Source organism: Streptomyces sp. NPDC048111, assembly GCF_043202815.1.
Classification (GTDB): Bacteria; Actinomycetota; Actinomycetes; order Streptomycetales; family Streptomycetaceae; genus Streptomyces.
In genome coordinates this window covers 318,406-344,581 of the sequence record NZ_JBIDBD010000005.1, presented here as the reverse complement: position 1 = coordinate 344,581, position 26,176 = coordinate 318,406, and the positions used below count along the sequence as shown (strand labels likewise).

Below are 26,176 nucleotides of genomic sequence, written 5' to 3'. Positions count from 1 at the left end.
CACCGCGAAAGGACTCGGCCCCGCGATCGCGTCCGAGGTGCGCGGCGGCGCGAACGTGATCTCCGCGGTGGCCTCCGCCCCCGGATAGAGCCGCAGCACCCCCGGCTCCACCCTCGCCCACCCCGCGACATCGCCCACCGGCACCAGCCGGTACTCCTCGACGGTGTCCCCCGTATTGCGCACCCGCAGCCTGACGACGGCGCTGTCACCGGGGGCGACGGTGGTGGCGGGGGGCTCCAGGGCAGTCCACATACTCACCCCACGAGTCAAGTGCCAGGGGTGGTGAAGTACAGGGCCGGAAGGGGCAGTTCCGGGGGCAGGCCCGCCTGCCCGACCGGCCATCCCCGCTGGTCCGGCGGCCCCGGCCGGGGGCTGCCGGAGGAGGCCTGACCCGGGCGGTTGCGGGGGAACAACCGCCCGGGAGTCCGTGGCTGCGACCAGCCTGTCAGGCCGTGATCAGCAGCGCCTAACGTCCGCTAACGTCCGCGCTAACGGCCCGGCTTCCCGCGGTCCTTCACGGATCCGCCGATGAGCCAGTTGATGGTCCTGGTGTCGGCGACGCCGGTCGCCTTGAGGCCGACGTTGGTCTGGAAGTCCCGGATCGCCGAGGCGAGCCCGTCGTCCGACTTCATCGCGTAGCCGTTCTTCTGCCCCGCCTGGAAGAACGCGATGCCCTTGTCGGCGTACTGGCGGTCGCGGGTGAGGTCGGCGTCCGAAATGGTCGACTGGTTCGCCCACCACAGGGCCGCCGCGAGCCGGGTGACCTCGTAGTTCTTGGAGCCCTTGGTCACGTTCTCGGCGCGGATGCCCTGCGCCCACATCGAGCTCAGGGTGGCCCGGCCGAGGGTGCCGAGCTTCTTGTCGGTGGCCGTCAGCTCCATGCTGGTCTTCTTGTCCCGCATGACGTGCTGCTGGTAGCAGGTGAGCGAGGCCTGGGTGGACTTGTCGATGACCCCGGCGGTCCAGCCGGGCCGCAGCGTGCACTCGTTGCCGAGGGTGGCCAGGCGGTACTGCGCGAAGGTGACGATGCTGTCCGGCTTGTAGCCGACGTCCCAGACCGGGCCCTCGGGCGCGTTCGGGGCGGGGTCGGCCTGCTTCGGGGGCGGCGGCACGATGGGCGGCCCCCCGCCGAGCTCCGAGCCGCCGCCACCGCCGCCACCGGAGCCGGAGCCGCCGCCCGAGCCGTCGCCGGCGGGGGTCGGGGCGCCCGGGTTCACCGGCGGCGCGGACGGCGGGGCCGCGGGCAGCGGGGACTCGGCGCCGAGCGGCACCGGCTGCGCGCCGGACTTGGTCTGCGCCTCGCCGGTCGCGGTGGTCACCTTCGGCTGGAAGGTGAGCCACAGCACCACGAGCGCGATCGCGACCGCGACGGCCGCGCTGCCGACCGCCATCAGCCAGCGCGGCAGGAGCGCGCGCTGCTCGAAGGTGCCGCTCAGTTCGTGATGACCGGTGTCGTCGCCGGAGCGGCGTACCGACACCGTCAGGCGGTGGTGTTCGGAACCTCCGGACCAGCGCACCTTCTGCGGACGCACGGTGAGGGTGGCGAACGCGGCGCGGCCGGGGGCGATCTGCACCGCGTTCGGCGCGATCTCGCAGGTGAGCCGGTTGGTGTCGTCGCGCAGGACCAGGGACGCGGTGAGCGGGGTGTTGCCGAGGTTGTCGACGGCCACCGAGGCCCGCCCGCCGAACCGGCCCACCAGGCTGGGCGGCAGCAGCTCGGCGCGCACCTCGGTGAAGGGCCCGACCGTGACGTGGCCTTCGAGGACGTCCCGCAGCTCGGGGTGCTCACGCGGCTCCACCCGGATCCCGTACGGGGCGGGGCCGGCGAGCGCGTCCGGGGAGCGCGGCGGCGCGAAGGAGATCTCCGCGGTGGCCTCGCTGCCGGGGTACAGGCGCAGGGTGTCGGGTTCGATCCGTGACCAGCCCGCGGGGGCGCCGACGACCGAGAGACGGTACTCCTCGACCGTGTCCCCGGTGTTGCGCACGCGCAGTCGCGCGGTGGCCCGCCCACCGGGATCGACGGCGACGGCGGCCGGGTCCAGAGACGTCCACATGGTCATGGGGGAAGGCTAGGGGGCACGCCGTGCGCCACCGTGCCCGAAAGTCCCTGTCAGAGGGCAGCGCCCGCTGCACTCGTGGCCCCGGGCACCGGGGCGCCCGACGGGGCCGCCGGCCGGCGCGGCACCGCCGGCGCCTGCCACAGCAGCGACGTCAGCTCCTCGGCCTCGGCCGCGCCGCGCGCGCTGAGCAGCCGGTGCGCGGTGCGCAGCGAGGCCAGCGCGGACAGCGCCGGTGTCTCGCCGAGCGCGAGCAGCGCCCGGCCGCGGGCCGCGAGCGCGAGGCCGCGGCAGAACGGGTCGCCGAGGTCGCCCTCGATGGACAGCGCCTGCGTGGCACAGGCCGCGGCCTCACCCGGCCGCTCCCTGGCCAGCGCGCAGTGCGCGAGCCGGGCCCAGGCCAGGGCCTCCCAGCGCAGGTCGCCCACCCACTGGTGGTGCTGGCGCGACTCGCGCAGATGGGCCGCCGCCCGCACCGGCCGGCCGCCCGCGAGCAGCGCGCAGCCGATCTGGTACAGCACATGACCGAGCGTACCCCGGTCGCCCAACTCCCGCGCGGAGCGCAGTACTTCATCGGCCGCCCCCTCGGCGCGCTCCTTGTGCCCGAGCAGCATGTGGGCCCGCACGACATGGGCGAGCACGCGCACCGCGTCGGCGTGGCTGCCCAGTTCGACGAAGCGGGCGTAGGCCTGCTCGAACAGGGGGAGCGCTTCGCCGGGGCGGCCCATCGTGGCCAGGATCATGGCCAGCTCGTGGGCCGCCTCCGACTCGGTCAGCGGATCACCGGCGAGCGCCGCGCAGCGCAGTGCCTGGCGCAGCACGCGTTCGACGCGCGCGTAGGTGTCGGCGCCCTGCTGCGGTACGGCGGCGATCAGGCGCAGCGCGCGGCCCTGCGCCCGCGGGTCGCCGTGGCAGTGCGCCGCGGCGAGCGCGAGGCGGGCCGGGCCCTGGAGTTCGCGGCGCCGCGCGGTGCCGAGGACCAGGTGCGCCCAGCCGGTCAGGAGGTCGACGGCGGGCCGAACCGCCTCGGCGCCGAGGTCGGCCCAGGGCCCCTTGCCGAGTGCCTGCTCGGCGGTGGCCCGGATCAGCTGGTGCGCTTCGTGGAGCCAGGCGCGGGCGGCCCCGGCGTCGGCGGGCCGGTAGCCGGGCGCCGGTGGCGCGTGCAGGAGGCCGGGCAGAGCGCTGTGCGGGCGCAGCGTCCGTACGGTGTGGATGACGGTGGCCAGGACGTGGTCGAGCAGCCTGCGCTGGGCCGCGGGGCGTTCGGCCGCGTCCGGGGAGGCGTCGAGCACGCGCCGGGCGAAGAGCCGCACGAGGTCGTGGAAGCGGTAGCGGTCGACCCCGCAGTCCTGGAGGAGACCCGCGTCGACCAGGTCTTCGAGCGCGTCCTCGGCGGCGTCCTCGCCGGTGCCGAGCAGGGCCGCGGCGGTGGCCCGGCCGAAGACCGGCACGGCGACCGCGGAGACCAGCCGGAAGGCGCGGGCCGCGTCGGCGTCAAGGCCCCGGTAGCTGAGCCGGAACGCGGCGTCCACGCCCAGCCCGTCGGCCTCCAGCTCGTCCAGGCGGTGGCGCTCGTCGCGCAGCCGCGCGGCCAGGTCGGCCACCGCCCAGTCGGAGCGCGCGCCGAGCCGGGCTCCGGCGATGCGGACGGCCAGTGGCAGCCGGCCGCAGGCTTCGACGAGCCGGCGGGCCGCCTCACGGTCCGCGGCCACCCGGTCGTCCCCGACAACGCTGTCGAGCATCGCGAGCGCGTCCTGCTCGGTCAGCGCCTCCACCTCCAGGAGGCGGGCGCCGGGCAGGCCCACGACGCGGCTCCGGCTGGTGACGAGGACGGCGCTGCCCGGGGTGCCGGGCAGCAGCGGGCGCAGCTGGGCGGCGTCGCGGGCGTTGTCCAGCAGGAGCAGCACCCGCCGGCCCGCGAGCAGCGAGCGGAACAGGGCGCCGCGCTGGCCCGCCTCGTCGGGGACGGCCGCCTCGGGCACGCCGAGGGAGCGCAGCAGCTGGGTGAGGACGTCCGCGCTGTCGGCGGGGTCGACGTCCGCCCCGCGCAGGTCCGCGTAGAGCTGGCCGTCGGGGAAGGCGCGGCGCATCCGGTGGGCCGCCGCCACGGCGAGCGCGCTCTTGCCGACGCCGCCGAGCCCGGTGAGGACGGCGATGCCCACGGCCCGCGCCTCGGAGGCCTCCTGGAGCAGCGCCGTCAGTTCCTTGAGGGCGGCCTCGCGTCCCGTGAAGTCCCGCAGGGGAGGCGGCAGTTGGGTCGGACGGGCCAGGCTCCGCGCAATGGCGGGCGCCGGCGCGGGGGGCGTTGGCGCGGTCGCCCGCTCCGCGCGCGGGGCCGCGGCCGGGCGGGCGGCGGGCGGGGTACCGGGTACGGGGGCCCGGCGGGCCGGGGGCAGGGCGCGGGCCGGGCGGACCGCGCGGGCCGGGTCGGGGGAGGCCGTCGGGCGGCCGGCGGGGCGGCTGCCGGCGGCCGGGCGTATGAAGGAACGGGCCGGTGCGGCGGCGGCCCCGGAGCGCGCGGACGCGGACGGCTCCTGACGGGTCAGCAACCTGGTGTGCAGGGCGGTCAGTTCGGGGCCCGGCGGCACGCCCAGGTCCTCGGCGAGGGTGCGCCGGGTCGCCTCGTACACCGCGAACGCGTCGGCCTGGCGCCCGGCCCGGTGCAGGGCCAGCATCAGCAGCGCCTGGGTGCGTTCGCGCAGGGGGTGTTCGGAGGCGAACGCGCGCAGCGGGGCGATGGTCTCGGCGTGCCGGTCCAGGGCGAGCGAGCCGTGGAAATGGTCCTCGCGGGCGGACAGCCACAGTTCGGTGAGCCGGTCGCGCTGGCGCTCGGCGTGCGGACCCGGCAGTCCGGCCAGCGGGCTGCCGCCCCACAGGGCGAGCGCGCCGCCGAGTTCGCGGTGGGCGCCGGGCACGTCGCCCGCGCCCCGGAGCCGGGCCGCCTCGGCCAGGCGCGCCTCGAAGAGCGTGGTGTCGAGCGCCCCGGACGGCACCCGAAGCGCGTAGCCGTCGTCGGCCGACACCAGCAGCCGGGCCGGGGTGCGCGCGGGGCGGCCCGGTTCGAGCAGGGTGCGCAGCCGCGACACATAGGTGCGCAGGGTGCCGACGCCGCGCGGCGGCAGCCGTTCGCCCCAGATCGCGTCGAGGAGTTCGGGCATCGAGACCGGCCTGCCCTCGCGCAGCAACAGGACGGCGAGCAGCGCCCGTTGCTGGGGCGGGCCGAGCGGCAGGGCCCGGCCGCCGAGATCCCCCTCGACGGGTCCGAGCATCCGGAACCGCAGCCCGTCGGCCCCGCCGCCGATGGTGCCGCTCTCGCCCGTTCCGCCGGATTCCGTCACGCGCCGCCGCCTCTTCCTCTTACTGGCCCGGCCGATTCGTCCCCCGACGTTTGCCCTTTCGGCCCCCCGGATCAGGTTCGTCCGGTCCACCGAAACGCTACGCCAGGACCGCGCACGGACCCGCATCAGCATGTGTATCGCACAAGGAGATGGCTTGAACTGCCCCCCTGTTCCGCGGGTAACCGGTCGAAAGGGCACCCTCCCTGCCCCCAAGACGGGCCGGGCGCCTCCTGCGTTCCGTATCGGCGGCACAAACAATCGCGACGCGACGAGCGAGGGGAGCGCACCACCGTGCGGGTCAGGCAGGAACAGCAGGCACAGCGGCAGCCCGCCTCTCGGCCGGCCCGGGCCGCGCGGCAGAACGACGCCCTGGCCGGGCTGCACACGACGGCGGGCAACGCGGTGCTGGCCCGCCTCCTGGCCCCGCGGCCGGACCGGGCGGACGGCCCGTCCCATGATGCGGCCCAGGACCGCGAAGGCCTGCCGGTGCAGCGCATCACCGACCGCCCCGGCGGCTCGTACGACGCATCACCCCAACCCGGCGAGAGCGGACCGCACTTCGTTGCCCAGGGGCCCGAGCCGCGCTGGGCGATGGGCGGCGGCGACGGACGCGAGCCGCGCGACATCCGCGAGCGGCTGCGCTACGAACTCGCCGAAGTGGGCCCCGCGAACGCCCCGTTGAGGGTGGCCGACGACGGCACGCTCGCCGTGCACGGCGTGGACGAACCCAAGGAGTTCTACGCCGTGCAGGCCGTCGTGGACAACGCCAACGCGGCGCTGCGCGCGGTCAACAGTACGGTCGAACTCACCACCGGCGGACGCAGCATCGGCGTGGGCGGGCAGCGGCTGCTGCGGGTGCAGCCCACCGTGATCGGGGACCAGGCGGCCGACAGCAGGCCGGGGCAGTTCGTCTCGCTGCTGCGCTCCACGTGCATCTCGGTGGCGTGCAGCCTCATCGGCTCCGAACACGCCAAGCGCGCCCAGGCGGTGCTGGCCGACGACAGCGACTTCCTGCTCACTCCCGGCTCGGACAGCGACACCCGCGCCAACCGGCTGGCCGACGCGGTCGCCGGCGACCACACGGACACCCTGGGCCCGGACGGCGCGCTCGCCGCCGCCCGGGGCGAGGGCCGGCCGGCCGCCGACCTCGGCCGCCGATACGGCGAGGCCACCCGGGACGGCGGCCGGGACACCACCGAGCGGCGGCTCGGCATCAACAAGTACGCCTCCCCCGCGCCCGGCGAGGGCTTCGCCATCTTCAGCATGCTGGCGGCGGACCAGCGCGACCACTCGGTGTCCCCGCCCGCCACGCGCGGCGAGAACGTGTGGGGCTACCACTTCGCGGCCGTCGTCGCCCGCTCCCTGGACGGCAGCTGCCAGGTGACCCTGGAGAACTACAGCCGCAACGAGTTCGACGAGAAGGCCCGGGCCGAGCTGTACGCGGTGCTGCTGCGCCGGGCCAACGCCGGGCGCGGCTGGTTCGCCCAGCTCAAGCCGCTCCTGGAGAGCGACGACCAGCAGGCGTTCAAGGCGAAGTTCGACGAGGTGCTCGCGGCCCTGGTGCGCGACCCCGAGGTCCGGCGCAACCGGGGCATGCCGCGCCTCCAGCTCCAGCAGGACTTCGAGGACCACACCTGTCGCTCCTGGTTCTTCCGGGTCTACGGCGGCGGCCCCGGCGAGAGCTTCCACGAACAGCAGGCGGCCTCGGGCTACTTCAACAACCCCATGACGCTGCGGGTGCAGCGGCCACGGGCCGAAGCGGGGGCACCGGCGCAGTAGCGGGCGCCCGGCGCTTCCGTGCGCCCCCGTGCCCACCCGCGTTTTCGGACAAAGGAGTTGGAGGGGCGCGCCCACTTTCCAGGTCCGTGCCCCGGGGAGCACGCTGCTTGACGTACGGACAGCGACCGCACGATCACGGACTGGGGCGGGCCGGACGGGGAGCCGGCATCCGCCCAGGGGGTGCGCGCCATGAGGGACAGCAGTGCGGAACAGCAGGCGGCCGAGGACAGACGGCGCAGGGAGGAACTCCTGGAGAAGGTGCGCGAGGCCAACCGGCTGAGCACCGGGCGGCTCGGCTCACCGGCGGGCCCGGCGGGGCCGGCCGACGACGAGGACGAGAACTGACCGGCCCCCTTCCGGGGTTTTCACCGCGCGAGCGCGGGCACCGGAGCGGCACGCGCCGTACCCGATCCGGCCGGGCGATCCCGCGCCGATGACCGGAAGGGCAGCTTGGCCTGCCCTCGTCCACGCACCTTCTTCCCTCCCGGCGCCGCTCGCGCTACGGAAGCCTGGAGGGGTAATTGGCCGGTGGCAGCGTTTCGGGGGGCGGGACAGCCGCATGCAGCTCGGATGCGGAGCGAGCCGTCCGCCCCGCGCTCTGCCGGGGCAGGGCCCCTCAGCTTCCGGGCGCCAGCCCACCCTCCGTACACCAGCATCAAGGAGCAGCTTCCCGTGCCCAACTACCTGTCCCCCGGCGTGTACGTCGAGGAAGTCGCCAGCGGATCCCGCCCCATCGAAGGGGTCGGCACCTCGGTGGCGGCCTTCGTCGGGCTCGCACCCGTGGGGCCGCTGAACGAGCCGACGCTGGTGACCAACTGGTCCCAGTACGTCGCCGAGTTCGGTGAGTTCACGGACGGGTACTACCTGGCGCACTCCGTCTACGGCTTCTTCAACAACGGCGGTACCGCCGCGTACGTGGTGCGTGTGGGCGGGACCGACGCCGGCGTGCACCAGAGCGCCCCGCAGTCCTCGGCCGCCGCCGCGCCCCAGGCGATCACCGCCGGTGAAGCCGTCGCGCTCGGCTCGTTCAAGGTCTCCGCGATCACGGCCGGCACCGCCAACGGCGGCGCGCTGACCGTCGAGGTGCAGGACGCCGAGGGCGAGGGCAACGGCGACCGCTTCAAGCTGATCGTCAAGGACGGCGAGACCGTCGTCGAGAACTTCGACGTCAGCGCGAAGAAGTCGGCGCGCAACTACGTAGTCACGCAGGTCAAGCAGCGCTCCAAGACGATCACCGTCGAGGAGGCCACGGCCGGCGCCCAGCTGGCCAAGCCGGACGCGCAGGCCGTCACCCTGGCCCCGCCGGCCGCCGCCCCCGCCCCGGCCGCCCCCAGCGGCACGGTCGCCCGCATCGAGTCCGGCCAGTTCATCGGCGACTCCGCGGACCGCACCGGCTTCGGCGGCCTGGAGGCCCTCGACGAGATCAACATGGTCGCGGCGCCGGACCTGATGGCCGCCTACCAGCAGGGCCTGATCGACCTGGAGCAGGTCAAGGCCGTCCAGCTCGGCATGGTCTCGCACTGCGAGCTGATGGGCGACCGCATGGCCGTCCTCGACCCGCCGCCCGGCCTCAACGCCCGCGACATCCGCAAGTGGCGCATGGAGGTGGCGGGTTACGACTCCCGCTACGCCGCGCTGTACTACCCCTGGATCAAGGTCTTCGACCCCGCCAGCGGCCAGACCAAGGTCGTCCCGCCGTCGGGTCACATGTCGGGCATCTGGGCCCGCAACGACTCCGAGCGCGGTGTGCACAAGGCCCCCGCGAACGAGATCGTGCGCGGCGCCGTCGACCTGGAGCTCCAGATCACCCGCGGTGAGCAGGACCTCCTGAACCCGGTCGGCGTCAACTGCATCCGCGCCTTCCCGGGCCGCGGCATCCGCGTCTGGGGCGCCCGCACCCTCGCCTCCGACCCGGCCTGGCGCTACCTGAACGTGCGCCGCTACTTCAACTACCTCGAAGAGTCGATCCTCATCGGCACCCAGTGGGTGGTGTTCGAGCCGAACGACCAGGCGCTGTGGGCCCGTATCCGCCGCAACATCTCCGCGTTCCTGGTCAACGAGTGGCGCAACGGCGCCCTGTTCGGGCAGCGCCCGGAGGACGCCTTCTACGTGAAGTGCGACGCGGAGACCAACCCGCCGGAGTCGGTCGACCTCGGCCGCGTGGTCTGCGAGATCGGCATCGCGCCCGTCAAGCCCGCCGAGTTCGTCGTGTTCCGGCTCGCCCAGTTCTCGGGCGGCGGCGGCGAGCTGGAGGAGTAGGCCGCCCCAACTCGCCCAGCCCACAGCCCTTTTCGCACGAACAGGAGTAAACCAGCATGTCGCTTCAGCCTGGTGATGCGCTCACCACACACAACTTCGGCCTGCAGATCGACGGCGTCATGGTCGAGTACCTCCAGGAGGTCTCCAGCCTCTCGATGGAGCAGGACGTCATCGAGTACCAGCAGGTCTCGGCCGACGGCAAGCCGATCATCAAGAAGCTCCCCGGCGTCAAGAAGGCCGGCGAGTGCACGGTGACGCGCGGTGCCACCCAGTCCTCGACGTTCTCCGAGTGGATCAAGCAGTCCATCGACGGGAACATGGGCTCGGCCCGCAAGAACGCCTCGATCATCATGATGGACTACCAGGACAGCCCGGTGAAGCGCTACAACCTGCGCAACGCCTGGTGCACCAAGGTCGAGGTCAGCGCGGTCAAGGCGGGCGACGCCTCGGCCATGACCGAGCAGGTCACCATCACCTTCGAAGAGCTGGTCATCGAGTAATGCGCCGCGAAGGTCCTGGAATGGCCGGCGCGCCCGGGGTCGACACCCCGGCCGCGTCCGGCGCGCGGGAGACCCTGCGCACCGAGTTCGAGTTCGAGCTGCCGCGCGGGTACGTCGACGAGTCGGGCACCGTGCACCGGCGCGGCGCCATGCGGCTCGCCACGGCACGCGACGAGCTGGTGCCGCTGCGGGACGTCCGGGTCCGCGAGAACCCGGCGTACCTGTCGGTGGTCCTGCTCGGCCGGGTCATCACCCGGCTCGGCACGCTCGGTGACGTCCACGACGGCACGGTGGAGAGCATGTTCGCCTCCGACCTGGCCTTCCTCCAGGACTTCTACCGGCAGATCAACGCCGAGGGCCACACCCGCGCGGCCGTGGCCTGCCCGCACTGCGAGCAGTCCTTCGAGGTCGAACTGGCCGGGAGCCGCCTGGGGGAATCGTGACGTACGCGGCCGACCGGATCGAGGAGGAGACCGCGTACCTCGCCTACCACTTCCACTGGGACATGGACTCCATCCTCGACCTGGAGCATGCGGACCGGCGGGCGTACGTACGGCGGGTGGCGGCACTGGTGGAACAAGGCGAAGGGGAGCGGTGACGGGGGATGGCCCTGTTCAAGCGCCGGCGTAACCGGCCGTCCGAGGACGGATCCGCAGCCGGGTACGGAACCGGGTCCGGGGCCCCGGCCCCCGGGGCCGCGCCCCAGGCCGCCCCGTCGCCGTCCCCCGCGCAGGGGGACGGCGGCTGGGCCGCCGCGCCCCTGATGCAGCGTTCGCTGGCCGCGCCCCGCCTCACGGCGGAGTCGGCCTTCGGCTCCACCCTGGCCGCGCACCAGGACCTCTCGGTGGTGCGCCCGCTCACCCACGCGGTCTCGCCCACGGCCCCGCACGGCGTCCTGCACAACGCCCTGACGCCGGTCGCGGGCCGGCCGTCGTCCCTTCCGCTGCCCGCCCTGCGCCTGCCGGTCGCGGGCCGCGAGGCCCCTGCCGCCCCGGGTGCCGAGCCCACGGGGGCTCCGGCCGCCGGGGTCGTGCAGCGCGCGGCCGCGTCCCGGCCCGCGCCGGCCGCGCCGGCCCCCGGTGCCGGGGCGGCGCCTCGCGCCAACTCCTCGGCCCCTCCTTCTGGTTCGGCCCGTACCGGCGGTGCTGCCCCGGCTGCCGCCTCCGCACCGAGCGGCCCTGCGTCCCGCTCCGCCGGGCCGACTCCGGCCGGTGGCGCGGCCACGGGGAGCGGCTCCGCACCGAGGGGTGCGGCTCAGACCGGCGGCTCCGGGCTTCCGGTCGGGGGGTCGGGTCCGGTTGCGGCGTCGGCTCAGGGTTCGGCTTCGGGCACGGGATCGGTGCCGGGTGCGGGCTCGGCTTCGGGTACGGGATCGGTGCCGGGGACGCGCCAGGCCCCGGGCACGGGTTCGCTGCCAGGTACGCGACCGGCTCCGGCGGCTCCGAGCCGGGGCACGGTACCCGCCGCTCCGACCGGCGCTTCGGCGACGCCCGCCGGTGCCTCGGCGGCTCCCGCCTCCGGTTCCGCTCCCTCCGTACAGCGGGCGCCCTCGTCGGCACGGCCGTCCCCCAACACCCCGGCCGGGCCCGCCGCTTCGGCGCCCGGCAACACCTCGACCAGGGGGCGCACGCCGTCGTCCCCGAGCGGATCGGCCCCGGCAGGCGGATCGGCTCCCGTCGGCGGTTCCACCCCTGCCGTGCAGCGCTCGGCCGCTCCGGCACAGGGCCCCACCGCCGCGCCGCGCAGCTCCACCGCGCCGGGCGCCGGCCCGACGCCCCCCGTGCGACGCTCGGCCACCCCGTCGCAGGGCGCCTCCAACACCCCGGCCGGCTCCACGCCGAGCACCCCCGCCGCCGGCTCGACCCCCGCAGGGCAGCGGGCCGCCTCGCTTCCGCGCGCGACGCCCAACTCGACGTCTCCTGGCGCCACTTCAGCCACCCCCGGCCCCTCCACACCGCCCAGCGGGCCGTCCCCCGCCACGGGCTCCGCGCCCTCCGTACAGCGAGCGGCCACGCCCCCGCCGGGGACGCCCAACGCCCCGTCGACCCCTCCCGCGCCGACGCCGCGCAGCGCCTCCGCTCCGGCCGCCGGATCGACGCCGTCCAGCGGCCCGGCCCCCGCCGTGCAGCGTGCTGCCGCGCCCTCGCCGGGCCGTGCCCCGAACGCCCCGACGGCTGCGCCCGGTTCGACCCCGCCCGGCGGCCCCGCACCGGTCGTGCGCCCCTCCGTCCCGCCTGCCCCTGCGGCGAGCACCCCCGCCGTGACACCCGGCACGGGCCCTTCTGCCTCAACTCCCGCCATTCCGCCGCCCGTTCGCCCCAGCACGACGCGGGCCGCGGGCGACCCCGGCCGTTCTGCCGCACCGAACCCGTCCCCCGCCGGCCCCGCCGTCCAGCGCGCGGTTCAAGCGCCGCCGCCCGCGTCCGGCGGCACGAAGAGCCCGGCTCCGGCGACCCCGGCCGCGCCCGGCACGAGCCCCTCGGCCCAGCGCGCCTCCACGCCGCCGAAGTCCGCACCCGGCTCAACTGCGCCTAGCTCACGGCCTGTTCAGCCCTCGGCGGAGTCCGTGAGCGGCCCGTCCGCCGCCCCGGCCCAGGGCTCCGGTCCGGCATCGAGCCCGTCGGCCCCGGCCGCGCCCACGCCCGCCGTCCAGCGCGCCACGACCCCGCCCGCCCCGCCGACGCGCCCCGAGCCGCCGCGGGCCGGGGGCCCCGACCTGCCCGTGCGCAGGAGCGGCCCCGGCGCGGAGGGCAGCGCGGCGCAGACCGGTACGCCCTCGGTGCAGCGGGCCGCAGCACCCGGCCGGACGCCGGACACCGCGTCCAACCCCTCTGCCCGCGCGGGCAGGCCCGCTCCCGCGAGCCCCATCGGGCCCCCGATCCAGCGGTCCGCCGCGACGCCGCCCGGCACGCCCGCGCGCCCCGCGAACTCCGGACCGTCCTCGGGCAGCCCCGCCGTCCAGCGTGCGGTCTCGCCGTCGTCCGGCCCCACCCCGCCCGGGGTGACGAGCGCTGCGGCCGAGCTTCCCCTCGCGTCGGTGCGCCCGCCGATCGGGGCGGCTCCGGCCGGCCCGGCGCAGGGCGCGGACGCGGGTGTCCCCCCGGTGCGGCGGGACGTCGGCGCCCCGGCGGGCCCCGCCGGGTCCGCCGCGGCCTCCGCGGGCCCGCGGTCCGCCGGGCAGAACCCGGCGCGGGCCGCGGTGCCGGTACGCCGGGTGGCCCCGACCGGAACAGCGCCCGCGGGCGGTGCGGCCGGGGCGGGGTCGACTCCCGTGCTGCCCCTGCCCGTTCAGCGGGCCGCCGCACCGGGGCGGGGGCTCACCGCGGCTCCGCGTCCGGTGGTGCCCTCCTACCGGCTCGATCCGGTCGGCATGGTGCGCCGCCCGGCCGAGCCCGCGCAGGCCCCGGCGCCGGCCCCTGCCGCCGAGCCCGCCGTCCCGAGCGAGGCCGCCCGGCCGGCGCCCGCCGCGCCGCCCGCGCCCGCCACCCCGCCCCCGGCCGCGCCTCCCGTCCAGCGCAAGCCCATGGTGCGCCGGGTCAGCCGGGTGCAGAGCCAGGGTCCGGACGCGGCCCGGCGCCGTCCTCTGATCGGGGCGCCCCTCACCCCGCCCCCGGCGCAGCCCGCCGCCCCGGCCCCCTCGCTCCCGTCGCCGTTCACGCCGCCGGCAGCGGCGGGCCCGGCCGTCCAGCGCGCCGCCGCGACCGGTCCCGCCCTCGCCCCGCCCCCTGCCCCCGAGCCGGTGGCCGCGCCGGCCCCGGCCGCGCCCGCCGCACCCCCGTCCCCGCTGCGCAAGGTGCGCCTGCCCGCGCCAACTCCCTTGCAGCGCGCGGCGGTTGGCGGGCCGCCGCTCGCCTCGTCCCGGCCGCTCACCACCCGGCACCAGAGCGCCCCCGCCGTGCCGAGCCCGGCCGGTGCGCCCGCGCCCGCGGCCGTCCCCGCGCCGCTCACCCGTGCGCCCGCGTCCGGCGACAGCCGTCCCGTGGTGCCGCTGCGCGGCCCCGCCCCGCGGCCCGGCATGGCGCAGCCCTCCGTACAGCGGGCGGTGACGCAGCAGGCCCCGGCGCCCGTCGTGCCCGTACGCCGCAGCCCCGCGCCGCCACCGCCCCCGGCGCCCGCGCCGGGCCCCGCGTACTCGGCCCCCGTACAGCGGCGGGCCGATCCGCCGCCCGTGCAGCGCACCGCGCAGGCGCAGGCCCCCGCGCCCGAACCGGCCGGTGCCGACGCCGAGCAGACGCCGCACGACATCGACGCGCTCGCCCGGCGTCTCGTCGCCCCGCTCTCGCGGTTGCTCCGCGCCGAACTGCGCGGGGACCGCGAACGCCTGGGCAAGCTGCGCGACCGATGACCCGCCACGACCGCCCGTAACCACTCCCACCGACGGAAGACCACCCCATGCCCACCACCCTTGACCCCGGCTCCACCGTCTTCTTCAAGCTGACCATCGACGGCCAGAACCTCGGCCTGTTCAACGGCTGTGACGGTCTCGCCTCGGAGGTCGAGGTGGAGCAGCGCCAGGAGGGCGGCAACAACGGGTTCGTGTGGCAACTGCCCACCCGGGTCACGTTCTCCACGATCCGGCTGACCCGCCCGCTGACCGCCGACACCTCGAAGGTCGCCTCCTGGATCTCCTCGCTCGCCACCGGCATCACCCGGCCCACCGCCCAGATCGCGGCGCTGCGCGCCGACGGCTCGATCGTCGCGCAGTGGGGTCTGGTCGAGGTCCTTCCGGTGCGCTGGACGGGTCCGAGTCTGGACCCGGCGAGCCCGAGCGTGGCCACCGAGACCCTGGAGATCGCCCACCACGGCTTCACCGACGCGGGAGGTGCGTGAGCATGGCCGCCCCCTCCGGAGGCAAGTCCGCCAAGGGACTGTCCCGCGCCACCCTCGCCATCCACCAGCCGCCCACCGACCTGGGCGGCTCGATGGGCGGGCGCATCGGCGAGGTCAAGTTCCAGTTCAACCCGTCCCAGGTGCAGCTGGGCCGCTCCGCGAACTGGGTCACCACCCCCGCCATCTCCTACAACCGGGGCGCTCCGCCCAAGTTCACCGGAGCGATGCCGGCCTCGCTCCAGCTGGAGGTGTTCCTGGACGCCTCGGGCACCCCGAGCTCCAACACGGTGCAGAACCAGGTGGAGTTGCTGCTGTCGTGCTGCGAGGTGACCTCGCAGAGCATCAGCGCGAAGGCGCCCTCGCCGCCGTGGGTCGAGTTCAGCTGGGGTTCGTTCTCGACGGTCCAGTTCGTCGCGTACGTCACCAGTGTCAACGCCCACTACACGCTGTTCAGCCCCAACGGCATTCCGCTGCGGGCCACGTGCAGCCTGTCGCTGACCGAGGTCGCCAGCGAGACCAAGCGCCAGAACCCGACCTCCGGCGCGCTGTCGGCGCGCCGGGTGCACCGCACGGTCGCCGGGGACACCCTGGCCTCGCTCGCCTGGCGCGAGTACGGCGACGCCACCCAGTGGCGCGTCATCGCCGAGGCCAACGAGATCGACGACCCGATGCGGCTGCGCCCCGGCACCGAGCTGCTCCTGCCTGCTTCCTCGGAGGGCCCCGCGTGACCGAGAAGACCTTCACCACCGTCCTGCACGTGCAGCTGAACGGCACCGTGCTGCCGGATCCGCTGGCGCTGCGCCTGGTCGAGGGCTGGGTGGACTCCTCGGTCAACGTACCGGCGGCCTTCCAGCTCACGTTCAGCGACAAGGACAGCAAGCTCACCACCAAGTTCCCGATGCTGAAGATCGGGGCCAAGGTGGTGATCAGCCCGTTCACCGACGGCCGGCGCGGCGATCCGATGATGACCGGCGAGGTCACCGCGCTGGAGATGGACTCCGAGCCCGGCAGCGGCCGCCACCTGCTGGTGCGCGGCTACGACCCGGGCCACCGGCTGCTGCGCAACCGCCGGGTCGAGGGCTACCCGAACATGACGGCCTCCGACATCGTGCGCCGCGTCGCCGGGCAGAACGGCCTCAAGATCGGCAAGATCGAGTCGACGTCCACGGTGTACGACCTGGCGACCCAGCCCAACATCACCGACTGGGACTTCCTGTCGCGGCTGGCCGCCGAGAACGACGTGCGCCTGTCCTTCGACAACAAGGGCAAGCTCAACTTCGCCGGACTCGACCCGGCCTCGGGCGCCCCCTCCGACACCACCCCGGCCGCGCAGAGCCCGTACGTCCTGGACTTCGGGTCGAACAACCTGCACAGCCGGGCCACGATGACGGCCGCCGGGCAGGTCAGGAAGGTCAATGTGCGCGGCTGGGACATGCGCACCCGGCAGAAGCTCCAGGCGCCCGTCCCCGCGGTCACCAGCAAGGACATCGACGCCGACATGACCCCGGGCCAGGTGACGCTGCCCTTCGGCGCCTCCGAGCTCACCGCCACCCAGGTCCCGTACACCACCCTGTCCCAGGTCACCCACGCCTCCAAGGCGCTGGCCGACGACGTCACCGGCGCGTTCGCCGAGCTGGAGGTCGCCATCACCGGCAACCCCGCGCTCCAGCCGGGCACCCCCATCGCCGTCAAGGGCGCGGGCTTCCCCTTCGAGGGCAAGTACACGGCGACCGGTGTACGGCACGTCTTCGCCTCCGGCGACCTGTACACGACGTGGCTGACCGTCTCGGGCCGTCAGTTCCGCTCGCTGTACGGCCTCGCCTCGGGCGGCACCGACCAGGCGCCTCCGATGCCGGGCGTCGCGGTCGCGCTCGTCACCAACACCAAGGACCCGCTGCGCATGGGCCGGGTCAGGCTGTCGTTCCCGTGGCTGTCCGCCACGTACGAGAGCGACTGGTGCCGGGTCGCCCAGTTCGGCGGCAAGGGCGGCGGCGGGCTGCTGCTGCCCGAGGTCAACGACGAGGTGCTGTGCGCCTTCGACCGGGGCTCCCTGGAGCACCCCTATGTCATCGCCGGGCTCTACAACGGCATCGACAAACACACCCGCGAACCGGACAACTACCCGGCCGTCGACCCGACCAGCGGCGAGATCAACTGGCGCTCGCTGACCGGACGCAGCGGCCACACCCTCGAAATCCTCGAATCGGGCGGGGCGGCCCGGATGGAGAGCGGCATCCGGCTGCGCACCGGCAAGGGGCGGCTGCACATCCAGATGAACGAGGCCCGCACCTCCCTGACGATCAACAGCGACGGCAGCGTCGACATCAGGGGCATGCGCAGCGTCGACATCGAGGCGGGCGGCGACCTGTCCCTGAAGGCCGGCGGCAATCTGAGCCTGAAGTCGGGCGGCGCCATCGAGATCGACGCGGGCATGGCCGTCAACGTGAAGGCGGGCCTCGCGTTCGACGTGAAGGCGGGCGGCGAGGCGTCCATCGGCGCGGGCGGACTGCTGGCGCTGAACTCGGTGGCCGAGACGACCATCAACGCGATCGCCAATGTCTCCATCGACTCGGCGACCGTCATGGTCAACACGCCTGCCTTCACACTGCAGTCGGCGCTGCCGCTGGTCAACGGCATGCCGATCGTCTAGGAAGAGTTGAGATGAGCGAACACTTCGTCGGGGCCGGCTGGGCCTTTCCGATGCGCATCGAGCCGGGCGGCGGCATCGCGCTGGCCCGCCGCGACCGCGAGATCGAGGAGTCCATGCGCCTGGTGCTCGCCACCGCACCGGGCGAGCGGCCGATGCGTCCCGAATTCGGCTGCGCCGTCCACGACTTGGTGTTCGCGCCCGTCAACGACGCCACCGCCGGGCGGATCCGCTACGAGGTGCGCACCTCGCTCGACCGCTGGGAGCCGAGGATCGAGGTCGAGGACGTCACGGTGACCCCGGCGCCCGACGAGCCGACCGTGCTCCACATCGACGTGCGCTACTCGGTGCGTGGCACCAACAATCCGCGCAGCCTCGTCTTCCCCTTCTACGTGATTCCCTCCGAGGGCGGCGACCAGCCAGGCCCGACGCCCGGCGAAAGCGAACGAAACTGATGGCCCTGCCCGCACCCCATCTCGACGACCGCCGCTTCCAGCAGTTCGTGGACGACGCCAAGCGCTACGTCCAGCAGCGCTGCCCCGAGTGGAGCGACCACAACGTCTCCGACCCCGGCGTCACCCTGATCGAGGCCGTCGCGCACATGGCGGACCAGCTGGTGTACCGGCTCAACCGGGTCCCCGAGAAGAACCAGCTCGCCTTCCTCGACCTGCTCGGCGTCACGCTGTTCCCGCCGTCGGCGGCCAAGGCGGCGGTGACGTTCTGGCTGTCCGCGCCGCAGGCCGAGCCCGTCGTGCTGCCCCGGGGCACCGAGGTCGCCACCGGGCGCACCGAGACCGAGGAGGCGGTGGTCTTCGCGTCGGACGAGGACCTGACCATCGTGCCCTGCCGGCTCGACCACGTCCTGCGCCAGCCCGCCGGATCGGCCCCGGAGAACTGCTCGCAGGACGTGCTCGGCGGCACCGACGTGTCCGTGTTCAGCTCCGGCCCGCTGCCCGGCGACATCCTGCTGTTCGGCCTGTCGGCGGCGCTGCCGCACTGCACGGCGGCGCTGCGCCTGGAGAGCCGCGTCGACGGTGTCGGCGTCGACCCGCGCCAGCCGCCCCTGGTGTGGGAGGCCTGGACGGCCGAGGGCTGGGCCGAGTGCGAGGTCGCCGAGGACACCACCGGCGGACTCAACCGCCCCGGCGAGGTCATCCTGCACATGCCGACCGCGCACACCGTGTCCCGCATGGGCGGTCTCGACGCGGGCTGGCTGCGCTGCCGCGTCGTGGAGGCCGCCGCCGGCCAGCCGTTCTACAGCGTCTCGCCGACCGTGCGCGGCGCCTCCGCCTTCACCATCGGCGGCACCACCCGCGTCTCGCACGCCGAGACGGTGCGCGACGAGTCGCTCGGCGACTCCGAGGGCGTCCCCGGCCAGCGGCTCATGCTCGCGCACGCCCCGGTCGTCGGCGGCGTACGCCTGGAGGTCTCGGCGGGCGAGGGCTGGGAGGAGTGGGAGGCGGTGGACGACTTCGCCTCCTCCTCCCCCCTCGACCGTCACTTCACCCTGGACGCGGCCACCGGCGAGCTCGCCTTCGGCCCCTCGGTGCGCCAACCCGACGGCTCCGTGCGGCAGTTCGGCGCCGTGCCCATCAAGGGCGCGGCCATCCGGGCCTCCCAGTACGGCACCGGCGGCGGGCGCGCCGGCAATGTGGCCCGGGGCGCGATCCAGGTGCTGCGCAGCTCCATCCCGTACATCTCCCGGGTGGAGAACCGGGAGGCGGCGCGCGGCGGCGTGGACGGCGAGACCGTCGAGGAGGCCAAGACGCGGGCGCCGATCGCGCTGCGCGCCCAGGAGCGCGCGGTGACCGCGCGCGACTACGAGGAGCTGGCCCGCCGGGCCGCGCCCGAGACCGCCCGCATCGCCTGCCTCGCGGCGGACGCCGTCGAGTCCGGCGACAACGCGGTGCGGGTGCTGGTCGTCCCGCAGGCCGTGCCCGACCGGGGCGGACGGCTGCGCTTCGAGCAACTGGTGCCGGGCGAGGAGCTGTTGGGCCGGGTGACGTCCTTCCTGGACGAGCGCCGTCCGCTCGGCACCCGCCTCGCGGTGGGCCCGCCGTTCTACCAGGGCGTGACGGTGGTCGCCACCCTGCACTCCTTCCGCGCGGCCAAGGCCGACCACGTCCGCGAGGAGGCGCTCAACGCGCTGTACTCCTATCTGGACCCGCTGACCGGCGGCGCCCACGGCACCGGCTGGCCCTTCGGCCGTCCGCTGCGCGCGGGCGAGATCTTCGCCGCGCTCCAGCGGGTGCCCGGCGTCGAGCTGGTGGACGAGGTCCTGCTGCACCCGGCGGACCCGCTGACCGGCCGCCGCGGCGACGCCACGGACCGCATCGAACTGGCCCCGTCGGCGCTGCTGTTTCCCTTCGACCACCGCGTCCGCGTCATCGAGGCCCGATGAGCGCGCGCGGATCCGTCGACGGGCTCGCCTCCTCGCACCCGCTGGGCGCCCAGCTGCCCGCCGTGTACGCGGACGACGACCTGGCCCAGCGTTTCGTCGAGGGCCTTGACGTGGTGCTCGCGCCGCTGTTCAACGTCCTGGACTGCCTGGAGGCGTACTTCGATCCGGCGCTGGCCCCCGAGGACTTCGTGGACTGGCTGACCGGCTGGGTCGGCACCGAGCTCGACGGCACCGAGCCGCTGGCGATCCGCCGGCACGCGGTGGCCACCGCGGTCTCGCTGCACCGGGTGCGGGGCACCGCCCTCGGGCTCGCCCGCGCGGTCCACCTCGCCTTCGGGGTGCGCCCCGAGATCACCGAGAGCGGCGGCGCGAGCTGGGCGGCCCGGCCGCTCGGGCCCTTCCCCGGCGACCCCAAGGCCTCGCTCCGGGTGACCCTGCGGGTCGCCGACCCGTCCACCGTCGACCCCTACCGCCTCCAGGCGGTGGTGGCGGCGGCCCGCCCCGCGCACCTCCCTTTCACGGCCGAGGTAACCGCCCGCAAGACCCTCACCCCCGAAGGGAACTGACCTCTCATGTCCACCCCGGCCATGGTCCCCTGCCCCGACTGCGGCACCCCGGCCCGCGCCACCGGCCAGTCGTTCTGCGACTCCTGCGGGGCGTTCCTGCGCTGGACGGCCCCGGGCGCCCCGGCCCCCGACGCCGCCCCTTCGGCGCCCGCCGCCTCCGCGCCGGCCGCGCCCTCCGCCCCGGCCGCGCCGCCGGCCCGCCCGGCCCCGGAGCAGGCGCGGCCGGCCGCGCAGCCGGCCGCCGAGCCGGTCCGCCGGAGCATCGCCCCGGACGCGCCGACGCCGCCCGCGGGCACGCCCGTGTTCGTCCCCGGCACCCCGGCGCAGCCCTCCCGGCCGCCGCAGACCGACGCGGTCACCGTCCCCACCCCGGCGGTACAGGACCCGGCGCGCGACACCCGGGACACCGCGGCGGTGCCGGAGGCCCGCGCGGCCTCGGCCTCCGACGCGGCCCGGGCCCTGCTGGTCCCCGTCGCCGAGGCCTCCGCGGCGCAGCCGCCCGAGGCCCCCGGCACCGTGCTGCCCGGCCGCCCGGAGGCCGCCCGGCCCCGGGTCGCGGCGGCCCAGGCCCCCGCGCCGGAGAGCGGCGCTCCCTGCCCGGCCTGCGGCATCCCCAACCACCAGCACCGCAACTTCTGCCGCAGCTGCGCGACGCCGCTCGGCCCGCGCCGCGAGGACAACGCGAGCGGCCCGTACGCCGGGCAGCGCCCGCCGCTGCACCGCAACCGCAAGCGCTGGATCGCGCGGGCCCTGGTCGCGGTGGCCGTGGTGGGCGTGGTGGTGGGCGGTTTCATCGGCGGACCGCCGGCCGCGCGGGCCGTGCAGGACCACTTCGCCAAGCGCGTGGCCGTCCACCCCACGGAGTGGAAAGCCTCCCACTCCGACCCCAAGCACGGTCCGGACCTGGCCGGCGACAGCTACTCCAACACCTGGTGGGGCACCGGCTACGCGGAGGACGCCGAGGGCACCTACCTGGAGGCGACCTTCGGCCAGCCGACCGACCTGCTGGCCCTGCTGATCACCCCCGGCACGTCCAAGCGCACCGGCCAGCAGTCGGAGCAGGCACGGCCGCAGGAGTTCGACCTGATCGTCACCGACACGAGCGGCAAGCAGCACCTGTCGCACCGCGCGATCAACGACGGCGGGGTCCAGCAGATCAACGTCCGGGTACGCGACGCGGCCTCGGTCCGCCTGATCCTGCGGTCGGCCTTCGGTGCGGCGAAGGACAAGCAGGTGGCGATCGCCGAACTGGAATTCTTCGCCCGCTCCAAGAACTAGCCGACGCCCCGGCTCCTCCGTCGGGAGGAGCCGGGCCACCGGTCACCGTCCGTGCCCCGACTCCGTCGCTCCGGACGCGGTCGTGCGGTGCCGCGCCGCGTGCGGCATGCCCCGCGCCGCCCCGTCACGGCCCGTTGAGCCGCTCCAGCGCCGCACGGCTCGCGCCGTCGGCCGCCCGCAGGAGCAGCACCCGCTGACCGGGGTCGTGCAGCGGTGCCGGCACCTCGGCGTGCAGCGCGGGCATCGACGGCCGCGGCCGGAACCGGGCCGACCCCCCGGGCCGCAGGGCCCGGGGGGTCGGTAAGGGGCACGAGCCCCCCGGGGAGACCGCCCCCGGGAGGGCCAACTCCCTTGCGCGAAGCCCTACTTGTCGGCCACCGGCTTGCGCAGCGCGATGTTCAGCTCGCGCAGGCGCGACTCGTCCAGCTCCGTGGGCGCACCCATCATCAGGTCCTGCGCGTTGCCGTTCAGCGGGAACGCGATGGTCTCCCGGATGTTCGGCTCGTCCGCGAGGAGCATCACGATGCGGTCGACGCCCGGCGCGATGCCGCCGTGCGGCGGGGCGCCGAGACGGAACGCGCGCAGCATGCCCGCGAACTCGGCCTCGACCGTCTCGCGGTCGTAGCCCGCGATCTCGAACGCCTTCAGCATCAGCTCGGGCTCGTGGTTGCGGATCGCGCCGGAGGACAGCTCGATGCCGTTGCAGACGATGTCGTACTGCCAGGCCAGGATGTCGAGCGGGTCCTTCTCCTCCAGGTCGGCGAGGCCGCCCTGCGGCATGGAGAACGGGTTGTGCGAGAAGTCGATCTTCCCGGTCTCCTCGTCCTTCTCGTACATCGGGAAGTCGACGATCCAGCAGAACCGGAAGACGCCCTCCTCGAAGTGCCCGGCCCGCTTGGCGGCCTCGACGCGTACACCCGACATGATCTTGGAGACCTCGTCGAACTCGCCCGCGCCGAAGAACACCGCGTGCCCGGGGACCAGGCCGAGGCGCTCGGTGAGCACCTTGACGTTCTCCTCGGTGAGGAACTTGGCGATCGGGCCGGACAGCGAGCCGTCCTCGCCGACGCGCACCCAGGCCAGGCCCTGCGCACCGAGCGAGACGGCGTACTCGCCGAGCCCGTCGAAGAACTTGCGGGACTGCGCCGCCACGTCCGGCACCGGCAGGGCGCGCACGTGCTTGCCGGCGAACGCCTTGAACTCCGAACCCTCGAACACATCGGTGATGTCGGCGAGTTCGAGCTTGGCGCGCAGGTCGGGCTTGTCGTTGCCGTACTTCAGCATCGACTCGCGGAACGGGATCCGCGGGAACGGCGAGGTGACGTGCCGGCCGCCGCCGAACTCCTCGAACAGCTCCGTCATGAGCTTCTCGATCGGCTGGAAGACGTCCTCCTGCTCGACGAAGCTCATCTCGACGTCGAGCTGGTAGAACTCGCCCGGCGAGCGGTCCGCGCGGGCGTCCTCGTCGCGGAAGCAGGGCGCGATCTGGAAGTACCGGTCGAAGCCGGAGATCATCAGCAGCTGCTTGAACTGCTGCGGCGCCTGCGGCAGGGCGTAGAACTTGCCCGGGTTCAGGCGGGACGGCACGACGAAGTCGCGGGCGCCCTCGGGGGAGGTCGCCGTCAGGATCGGCGTCGCCATCTCGTTGAAGCCGAGCGCGACCATCTTGGAGCGGATGGAGGCGATCACGGCGCTGCGCAGCATGATGTTGCGGTGCATGCGCTCGCGGCGCAGGTCGAGGAAGCGGTACTCGAGGCGCCGCTCCTCGTTGACGCCGTCCTCGGCGTTGATGGTGAACGGCAGCGGGTTCGCGGTGCCGAGCACCTCGACCTCGCCGACCTCGATCTCGATCTCGCCGGTCGCCAGCTCGCCGTTCACGTTCTCGGCGCCGCGCGAGACGACCTTGCCGTCCACGCGGACGACGGTCTCCTTGGACAGCTTGTCCAGCGCCTCGGCACCGGCCGTGCCGGGGCGGGCCACCAGCTGCGTGATGCCGTAGTGGTCGCGCAGGTCGATGAAGAGGATGCCGCCCAGGTCTCGGCGATTGTGCAGCCACCCGCTGAGCCGGACGTCGCTGCCGACGTCGGAGGCGCGGAGCTCACCGCAGGTGTGGGACCGGTACCGGTGCATCATTCGTCCAATTCTTCGCGCGACGGCGCGACTCTTCGCGAGATTCTTCGCGAGACAGGCGGGAATCAACTTGTCCAGGTTACCGCCCGGTGCGCCCCCCGTTCCGCCCGCCCGGAAGGCCCCCCGGGCCCGGCCCGGGGTGCGCACCGGGCGGCCCGCGCGGGACGGCCGGCCCGGCGCGCGGCCCGGGTCGCGGTGGCGACGGATGCGGACATCTTCTTAAATAGGGGCAATGCGCACCGAGGACGTCCTGGCCGCCATCGCGACCGGCCTGTGGCGCTGGGACAACGGATCCGGGACGGTCACCCTCGACGCAGAGGCCGCCCGGCTCCTCGGGCTGCCCGCGCAGCCGGTCACCCTGACGGAGGCCGCCGTACGGTCCCGGTTCCACCCCATCGACTGGAACGAGGTCGACGGCATCGTCAACCTCGCGGTCGCCGAGGGCACCCTCGCCGAGGTGCGGCTGCGCATCATGGACGAGCACGGCCACGTCCTGCGCACCGTGCGCAGCCGCTCCAAACCGATGCTCAAGGGCGACGACTACCTGCTGATCGGCACCATCCAGGAGGTCGCCGAACCCCAGCCGGGCACCACCGCCGCGCACCCCTCCATCACCGGCGACTGGCGGCGCTCGCGCGAGGCCTTCCTCCTCGACGCCGGCCGCGCGCTCGCCGAGGCCCGCTCCACCTCCGAGGTGCTGCGGGTCGCCGCGTCCCTGTCCATGCCGGGGTTCTCGCCGGACGGGCTCGCCGTGTTCGGGGTGGCAGGCGAGCGGCTGACGATCATCGGGCACCACGGCCACAATCCCGGCGACGACGGCCCCTTCACCGACATGGCCCTGGACACCGACTATCCGGCCGCCGACGTCGTGCGCAACGGACGGGCCATCTACCTGCCGACCCCGCAGGAGTACCGGCGCCGCTTCCCCGCCACCTGGCCGCTGGCCCAGCGCTTCGACCGCGAGTCGTGGGCGTTCGTCCCGCTGATCGTCGCCGGGCGCACGATCGGCGCGTGGATGGCCGCGTTCAAGAACCCGGTCGCCTTCACGCCCGACGAGCGCTCGGTCCTCACCACGGTCGCCCGGATGCTCGCGCAGGCCCTGGCCCGGGCGGGCGAGGCGGAGAGCGAGCGCGAACTCTCGCTCGGCCTCCAGCGCTCGATGATGCCGACGCTCGGCCCCGAGATCCCCGGCATGACCGTCGCCGCCCGCTATGTGCCGACCGGCGGCGGCCTCCAGGTCGGCGGCGACTGGTACGACATGATCCCGCTGCCCGGCGGCGGCTCCCGCACGGACGGGGGCGGCGGCAGGTTCGCCCTGGTCATCGGGGACGTACAGGGCCACGACGTCCGCGCGGCCGGCCTCATGGGCCAGCTGCGGATCGCGCTGCGAGCGTACGCGAGCGAAGGCCACAGCCCCGACGCGGTCCTCTCCCGCGCCTCCCGCTTCCTGTACGGGATCACCGAGTCGTACGGGGTACCCGACCCCTACGGCGACGGGTACGAGGACTATGCCCCGCGCTTCGCGACCTGCCTGTACATCGAGGTCGACCCGGCCACCGGCACCCTCGACATCGCCCGCGCCGGCCACCCCGACCCGGTGATCCGCACCGCCGACGGCACCGCCCTGATCCGCTCCACCGCCGGCGGCCTGCCGCTCGGCATCGAGGCGGACTCCGACTACCCGACGACCCGGCTCGTCCTCGACCCGGACGAGACCATCATGATCTGCACCGACGGTCTGATCGAGACCGGCGGCCACGACATGGCGAGCGGCTGGACGCGGCTGCGCCCGGTCCTGGAGAAGCACACCGGGGACAGCCTGGAGCAGCTCGCCGACGAACTCGTCCAGGCGGTGCACGGCCCCTCCTCGCACCACACCACGGGCCCGCTGGTGGACCGCCGCGAGGACGACATCGCGCTGCTGCTGCTGCGCCGCAACACCCCGGCCGACCTCGCCGGGACCGTCCCGCCCGCCGCGGTGCGCCGCACCGCCCTCACGATCGCCCAGGCCGAACCCGAACGCATCGCGGGCGCCCGCCGCCAGCTGCGCGAGCTGCTGCACGACTGGGCGGACGAGGAACAGGTCGACTCGGCGGTCCTGATGATCTCCGAGATGATCACGAACGTCCTGGTCCACACGGACGGCGACGCGCTCCTGGTGGCCGAGGCGCGCGGCCCCCTCGGCACCCGCCGCCTGCGCGTCGAGGTCGCCGACGCGAGCGACGAGCTCCCGCACCGGCGCCGCCCCGGCGAAATGGCCTCCAGCGGGCGGGGGTTGATCCTCATGGAGATGCTGGCGGACGCGTGGGGAGTGGATCCCCGGGGCGACGGCAAGTCGATCTGGTTCGAGCTGTACGAGCCCGGCCCCGACAGCGCCCCGGCCCCCTAGCT

At 74.8% G+C, this 26,176-nt stretch carries 20 protein-coding genes and 1 pseudogene; 15 read left to right on the top strand and 6 right to left on the bottom strand.

The genetic code is table 11. The annotated features are described in order from the left end of the window. The 3 genes and pseudogenes from ACGF3I_RS13210 to ACGF3I_RS13200 form a co-directional block, all read right to left on the bottom strand. Positions 1-258, bottom strand: a pseudogene (locus ACGF3I_RS13210) (hypothetical protein); the annotation flags it as partial. 230 nt (positions 259-488) lie between these two features. After that, positions 489-2,060, bottom strand: coding sequence for a peptidoglycan-binding protein (locus tag ACGF3I_RS13205; protein WP_393131225.1), 1,572 nt, complete (start codon positions 2,058-2,060; stop codon positions 489-491). A 50-nt stretch (positions 2,061-2,110) separates the two neighbouring features. Beyond that, positions 2,111-5,395, bottom strand: coding sequence for a BTAD domain-containing putative transcriptional regulator (locus tag ACGF3I_RS13200; protein WP_393131223.1), 3,285 nt, complete (start codon positions 5,393-5,395; stop codon positions 2,111-2,113). 291 nt (positions 5,396-5,686) lie between these two features. Between ACGF3I_RS13200 and ACGF3I_RS13195 the strand changes: the two genes are divergently transcribed. The 6 genes from ACGF3I_RS13195 (at position 5,687) to ACGF3I_RS13170 (ending at position 10,531) form a co-directional block, all read left to right on the top strand. Beyond that, positions 5,687-7,174 carry a hypothetical protein gene (locus ACGF3I_RS13195; RefSeq protein ID WP_393131221.1) on the top strand — a complete coding sequence of 496 codons (1,488 nt, stop codon included), beginning with the start codon at positions 5,687-5,689 and terminating at the stop codon, positions 7,172-7,174. 189 nt (positions 7,175-7,363) lie between these two features. After that, the gene (locus ACGF3I_RS13190; RefSeq protein ID WP_393131219.1) at positions 7,364-7,519 is read left to right on the top strand and encodes a hypothetical protein; all 156 of its coding nucleotides are present in this window, start codon (positions 7,364-7,366) and stop codon (positions 7,517-7,519) included. 327 nt (positions 7,520-7,846) lie between these two features. Next, positions 7,847-9,433, top strand: a complete 1,587-nt coding sequence (locus ACGF3I_RS13185) for a phage tail sheath subtilisin-like domain-containing protein (protein WP_393131217.1) — start codon at positions 7,847-7,849, stop codon at positions 9,431-9,433. A gap of 56 nt (positions 9,434-9,489) precedes the next feature. Continuing rightward, the gene (locus tag ACGF3I_RS13180) at positions 9,490-9,933 is read left to right on the top strand and encodes a phage tail protein (RefSeq protein ID WP_393131215.1); all 444 of its coding nucleotides are present in this window, start codon (positions 9,490-9,492) and stop codon (positions 9,931-9,933) included. Positions 9,934-9,953: 20 nt separating this feature from the next. Then, on the top strand, positions 9,954-10,376 hold the full coding sequence (locus ACGF3I_RS13175) for a hypothetical protein (RefSeq protein WP_393131213.1): 423 nt from the start codon (positions 9,954-9,956) through the stop codon (positions 10,374-10,376). Continuing rightward, positions 10,373-10,531 (top strand): DUF6760 family protein, encoded by a 159-nt coding sequence (locus ACGF3I_RS13170; RefSeq protein WP_162952566.1) that lies wholly within the window; start codon positions 10,373-10,375, stop codon positions 10,529-10,531. Before ACGF3I_RS13175 ends, ACGF3I_RS13170 begins: the two co-directional genes overlap by 4 nt. Positions 10,532-11,244: 713 nt before the next feature. Here the strand turns inward: ACGF3I_RS13170 and ACGF3I_RS13165 are convergent. Together ACGF3I_RS13165 and ACGF3I_RS13160 are read right to left on the bottom strand one after the other, a co-directional pair. Beyond that, complete coding sequence (locus tag ACGF3I_RS13165; protein WP_393131211.1) at positions 11,245-12,207, bottom strand: hypothetical protein; 963 nt, start codon at positions 12,205-12,207, stop codon at positions 11,245-11,247. Between the two features lie 273 nt (positions 12,208-12,480). After that, positions 12,481-12,924, bottom strand: a complete 444-nt coding sequence (locus ACGF3I_RS13160) for a hypothetical protein (RefSeq protein ID WP_393131209.1) — start codon at positions 12,922-12,924, stop codon at positions 12,481-12,483. 10 nt (positions 12,925-12,934) lie between these two features. Here ACGF3I_RS13160 and ACGF3I_RS13155 point away from each other — a divergent pair, with 10 nt between their 5' ends. The 8 genes from ACGF3I_RS13155 to ACGF3I_RS13120 are packed head-to-tail and all read left to right on the top strand — an operon-like array spanning position 12,935 to position 21,655. Then, the gene (locus ACGF3I_RS13155) at positions 12,935-14,278 is read left to right on the top strand and encodes a hypothetical protein (RefSeq protein ID WP_393131207.1); all 1,344 of its coding nucleotides are present in this window, start codon (positions 12,935-12,937) and stop codon (positions 14,276-14,278) included. 47 nt (positions 14,279-14,325) lie between these two features. Further along, entirely contained in the window at positions 14,326-14,763 is a 438-nt protein-coding gene (locus ACGF3I_RS13150; protein ID WP_267058993.1) for a phage tail protein, read from the top strand. A 2-nt stretch (positions 14,764-14,765) separates the two neighbouring features. Continuing rightward, entirely contained in the window at positions 14,766-15,491 is a 726-nt protein-coding gene (locus tag ACGF3I_RS13145; protein ID WP_393131204.1) for a LysM peptidoglycan-binding domain-containing protein, read from the top strand. Next, positions 15,488-17,413, top strand: a complete 1,926-nt coding sequence (locus tag ACGF3I_RS13140; RefSeq protein ID WP_393131202.1) for a VgrG-related protein — start codon at positions 15,488-15,490, stop codon at positions 17,411-17,413. The genes ACGF3I_RS13145 and ACGF3I_RS13140 overlap by 4 nt, the downstream gene beginning before the upstream one ends. An 11-nt stretch (positions 17,414-17,424) precedes the next feature. After that, entirely contained in the window at positions 17,425-17,865 is a 441-nt protein-coding gene (locus ACGF3I_RS13135) for a GPW/gp25 family protein (protein ID WP_393131200.1), read from the top strand. Continuing rightward, entirely contained in the window at positions 17,865-19,811 is a 1,947-nt protein-coding gene (locus tag ACGF3I_RS13130; RefSeq protein WP_393131198.1) for a putative baseplate assembly protein, read from the top strand. The genes ACGF3I_RS13135 and ACGF3I_RS13130 overlap by 1 nt, the downstream gene beginning before the upstream one ends. Then, the gene (locus ACGF3I_RS13125) at positions 19,808-20,377 is read left to right on the top strand and encodes a phage tail protein (protein ID WP_393131196.1); all 570 of its coding nucleotides are present in this window, start codon (positions 19,808-19,810) and stop codon (positions 20,375-20,377) included. The genes ACGF3I_RS13130 and ACGF3I_RS13125 overlap by 4 nt, the downstream gene beginning before the upstream one ends. Positions 20,378-20,383: 6 nt before the next feature. After that, positions 20,384-21,655, top strand: coding sequence for an NADase-type glycan-binding domain-containing protein (locus ACGF3I_RS13120; RefSeq protein WP_393131194.1), 1,272 nt, complete (start codon positions 20,384-20,386; stop codon positions 21,653-21,655). Between the two features lie 363 nt (positions 21,656-22,018). On the opposite strand, the gene aspS is transcribed toward ACGF3I_RS13120, so the two are convergent. Continuing rightward, positions 22,019-23,785: an aspartate--tRNA ligase gene (gene aspS, locus ACGF3I_RS13115; RefSeq protein WP_393131257.1), complete on the bottom strand. Its 1,767-nt coding sequence runs from the start codon at positions 23,783-23,785 to the stop codon at positions 22,019-22,021. 232 nt (positions 23,786-24,017) lie between these two features. Here aspS and ACGF3I_RS13110 point away from each other — a divergent pair, with 232 nt between their 5' ends. Next, positions 24,018-26,174, top strand: coding sequence for a SpoIIE family protein phosphatase (locus ACGF3I_RS13110; protein WP_393131192.1), 2,157 nt, complete (start codon positions 24,018-24,020; stop codon positions 26,172-26,174). Positions 26,175-26,176: the final 2 nt, after the last annotated feature.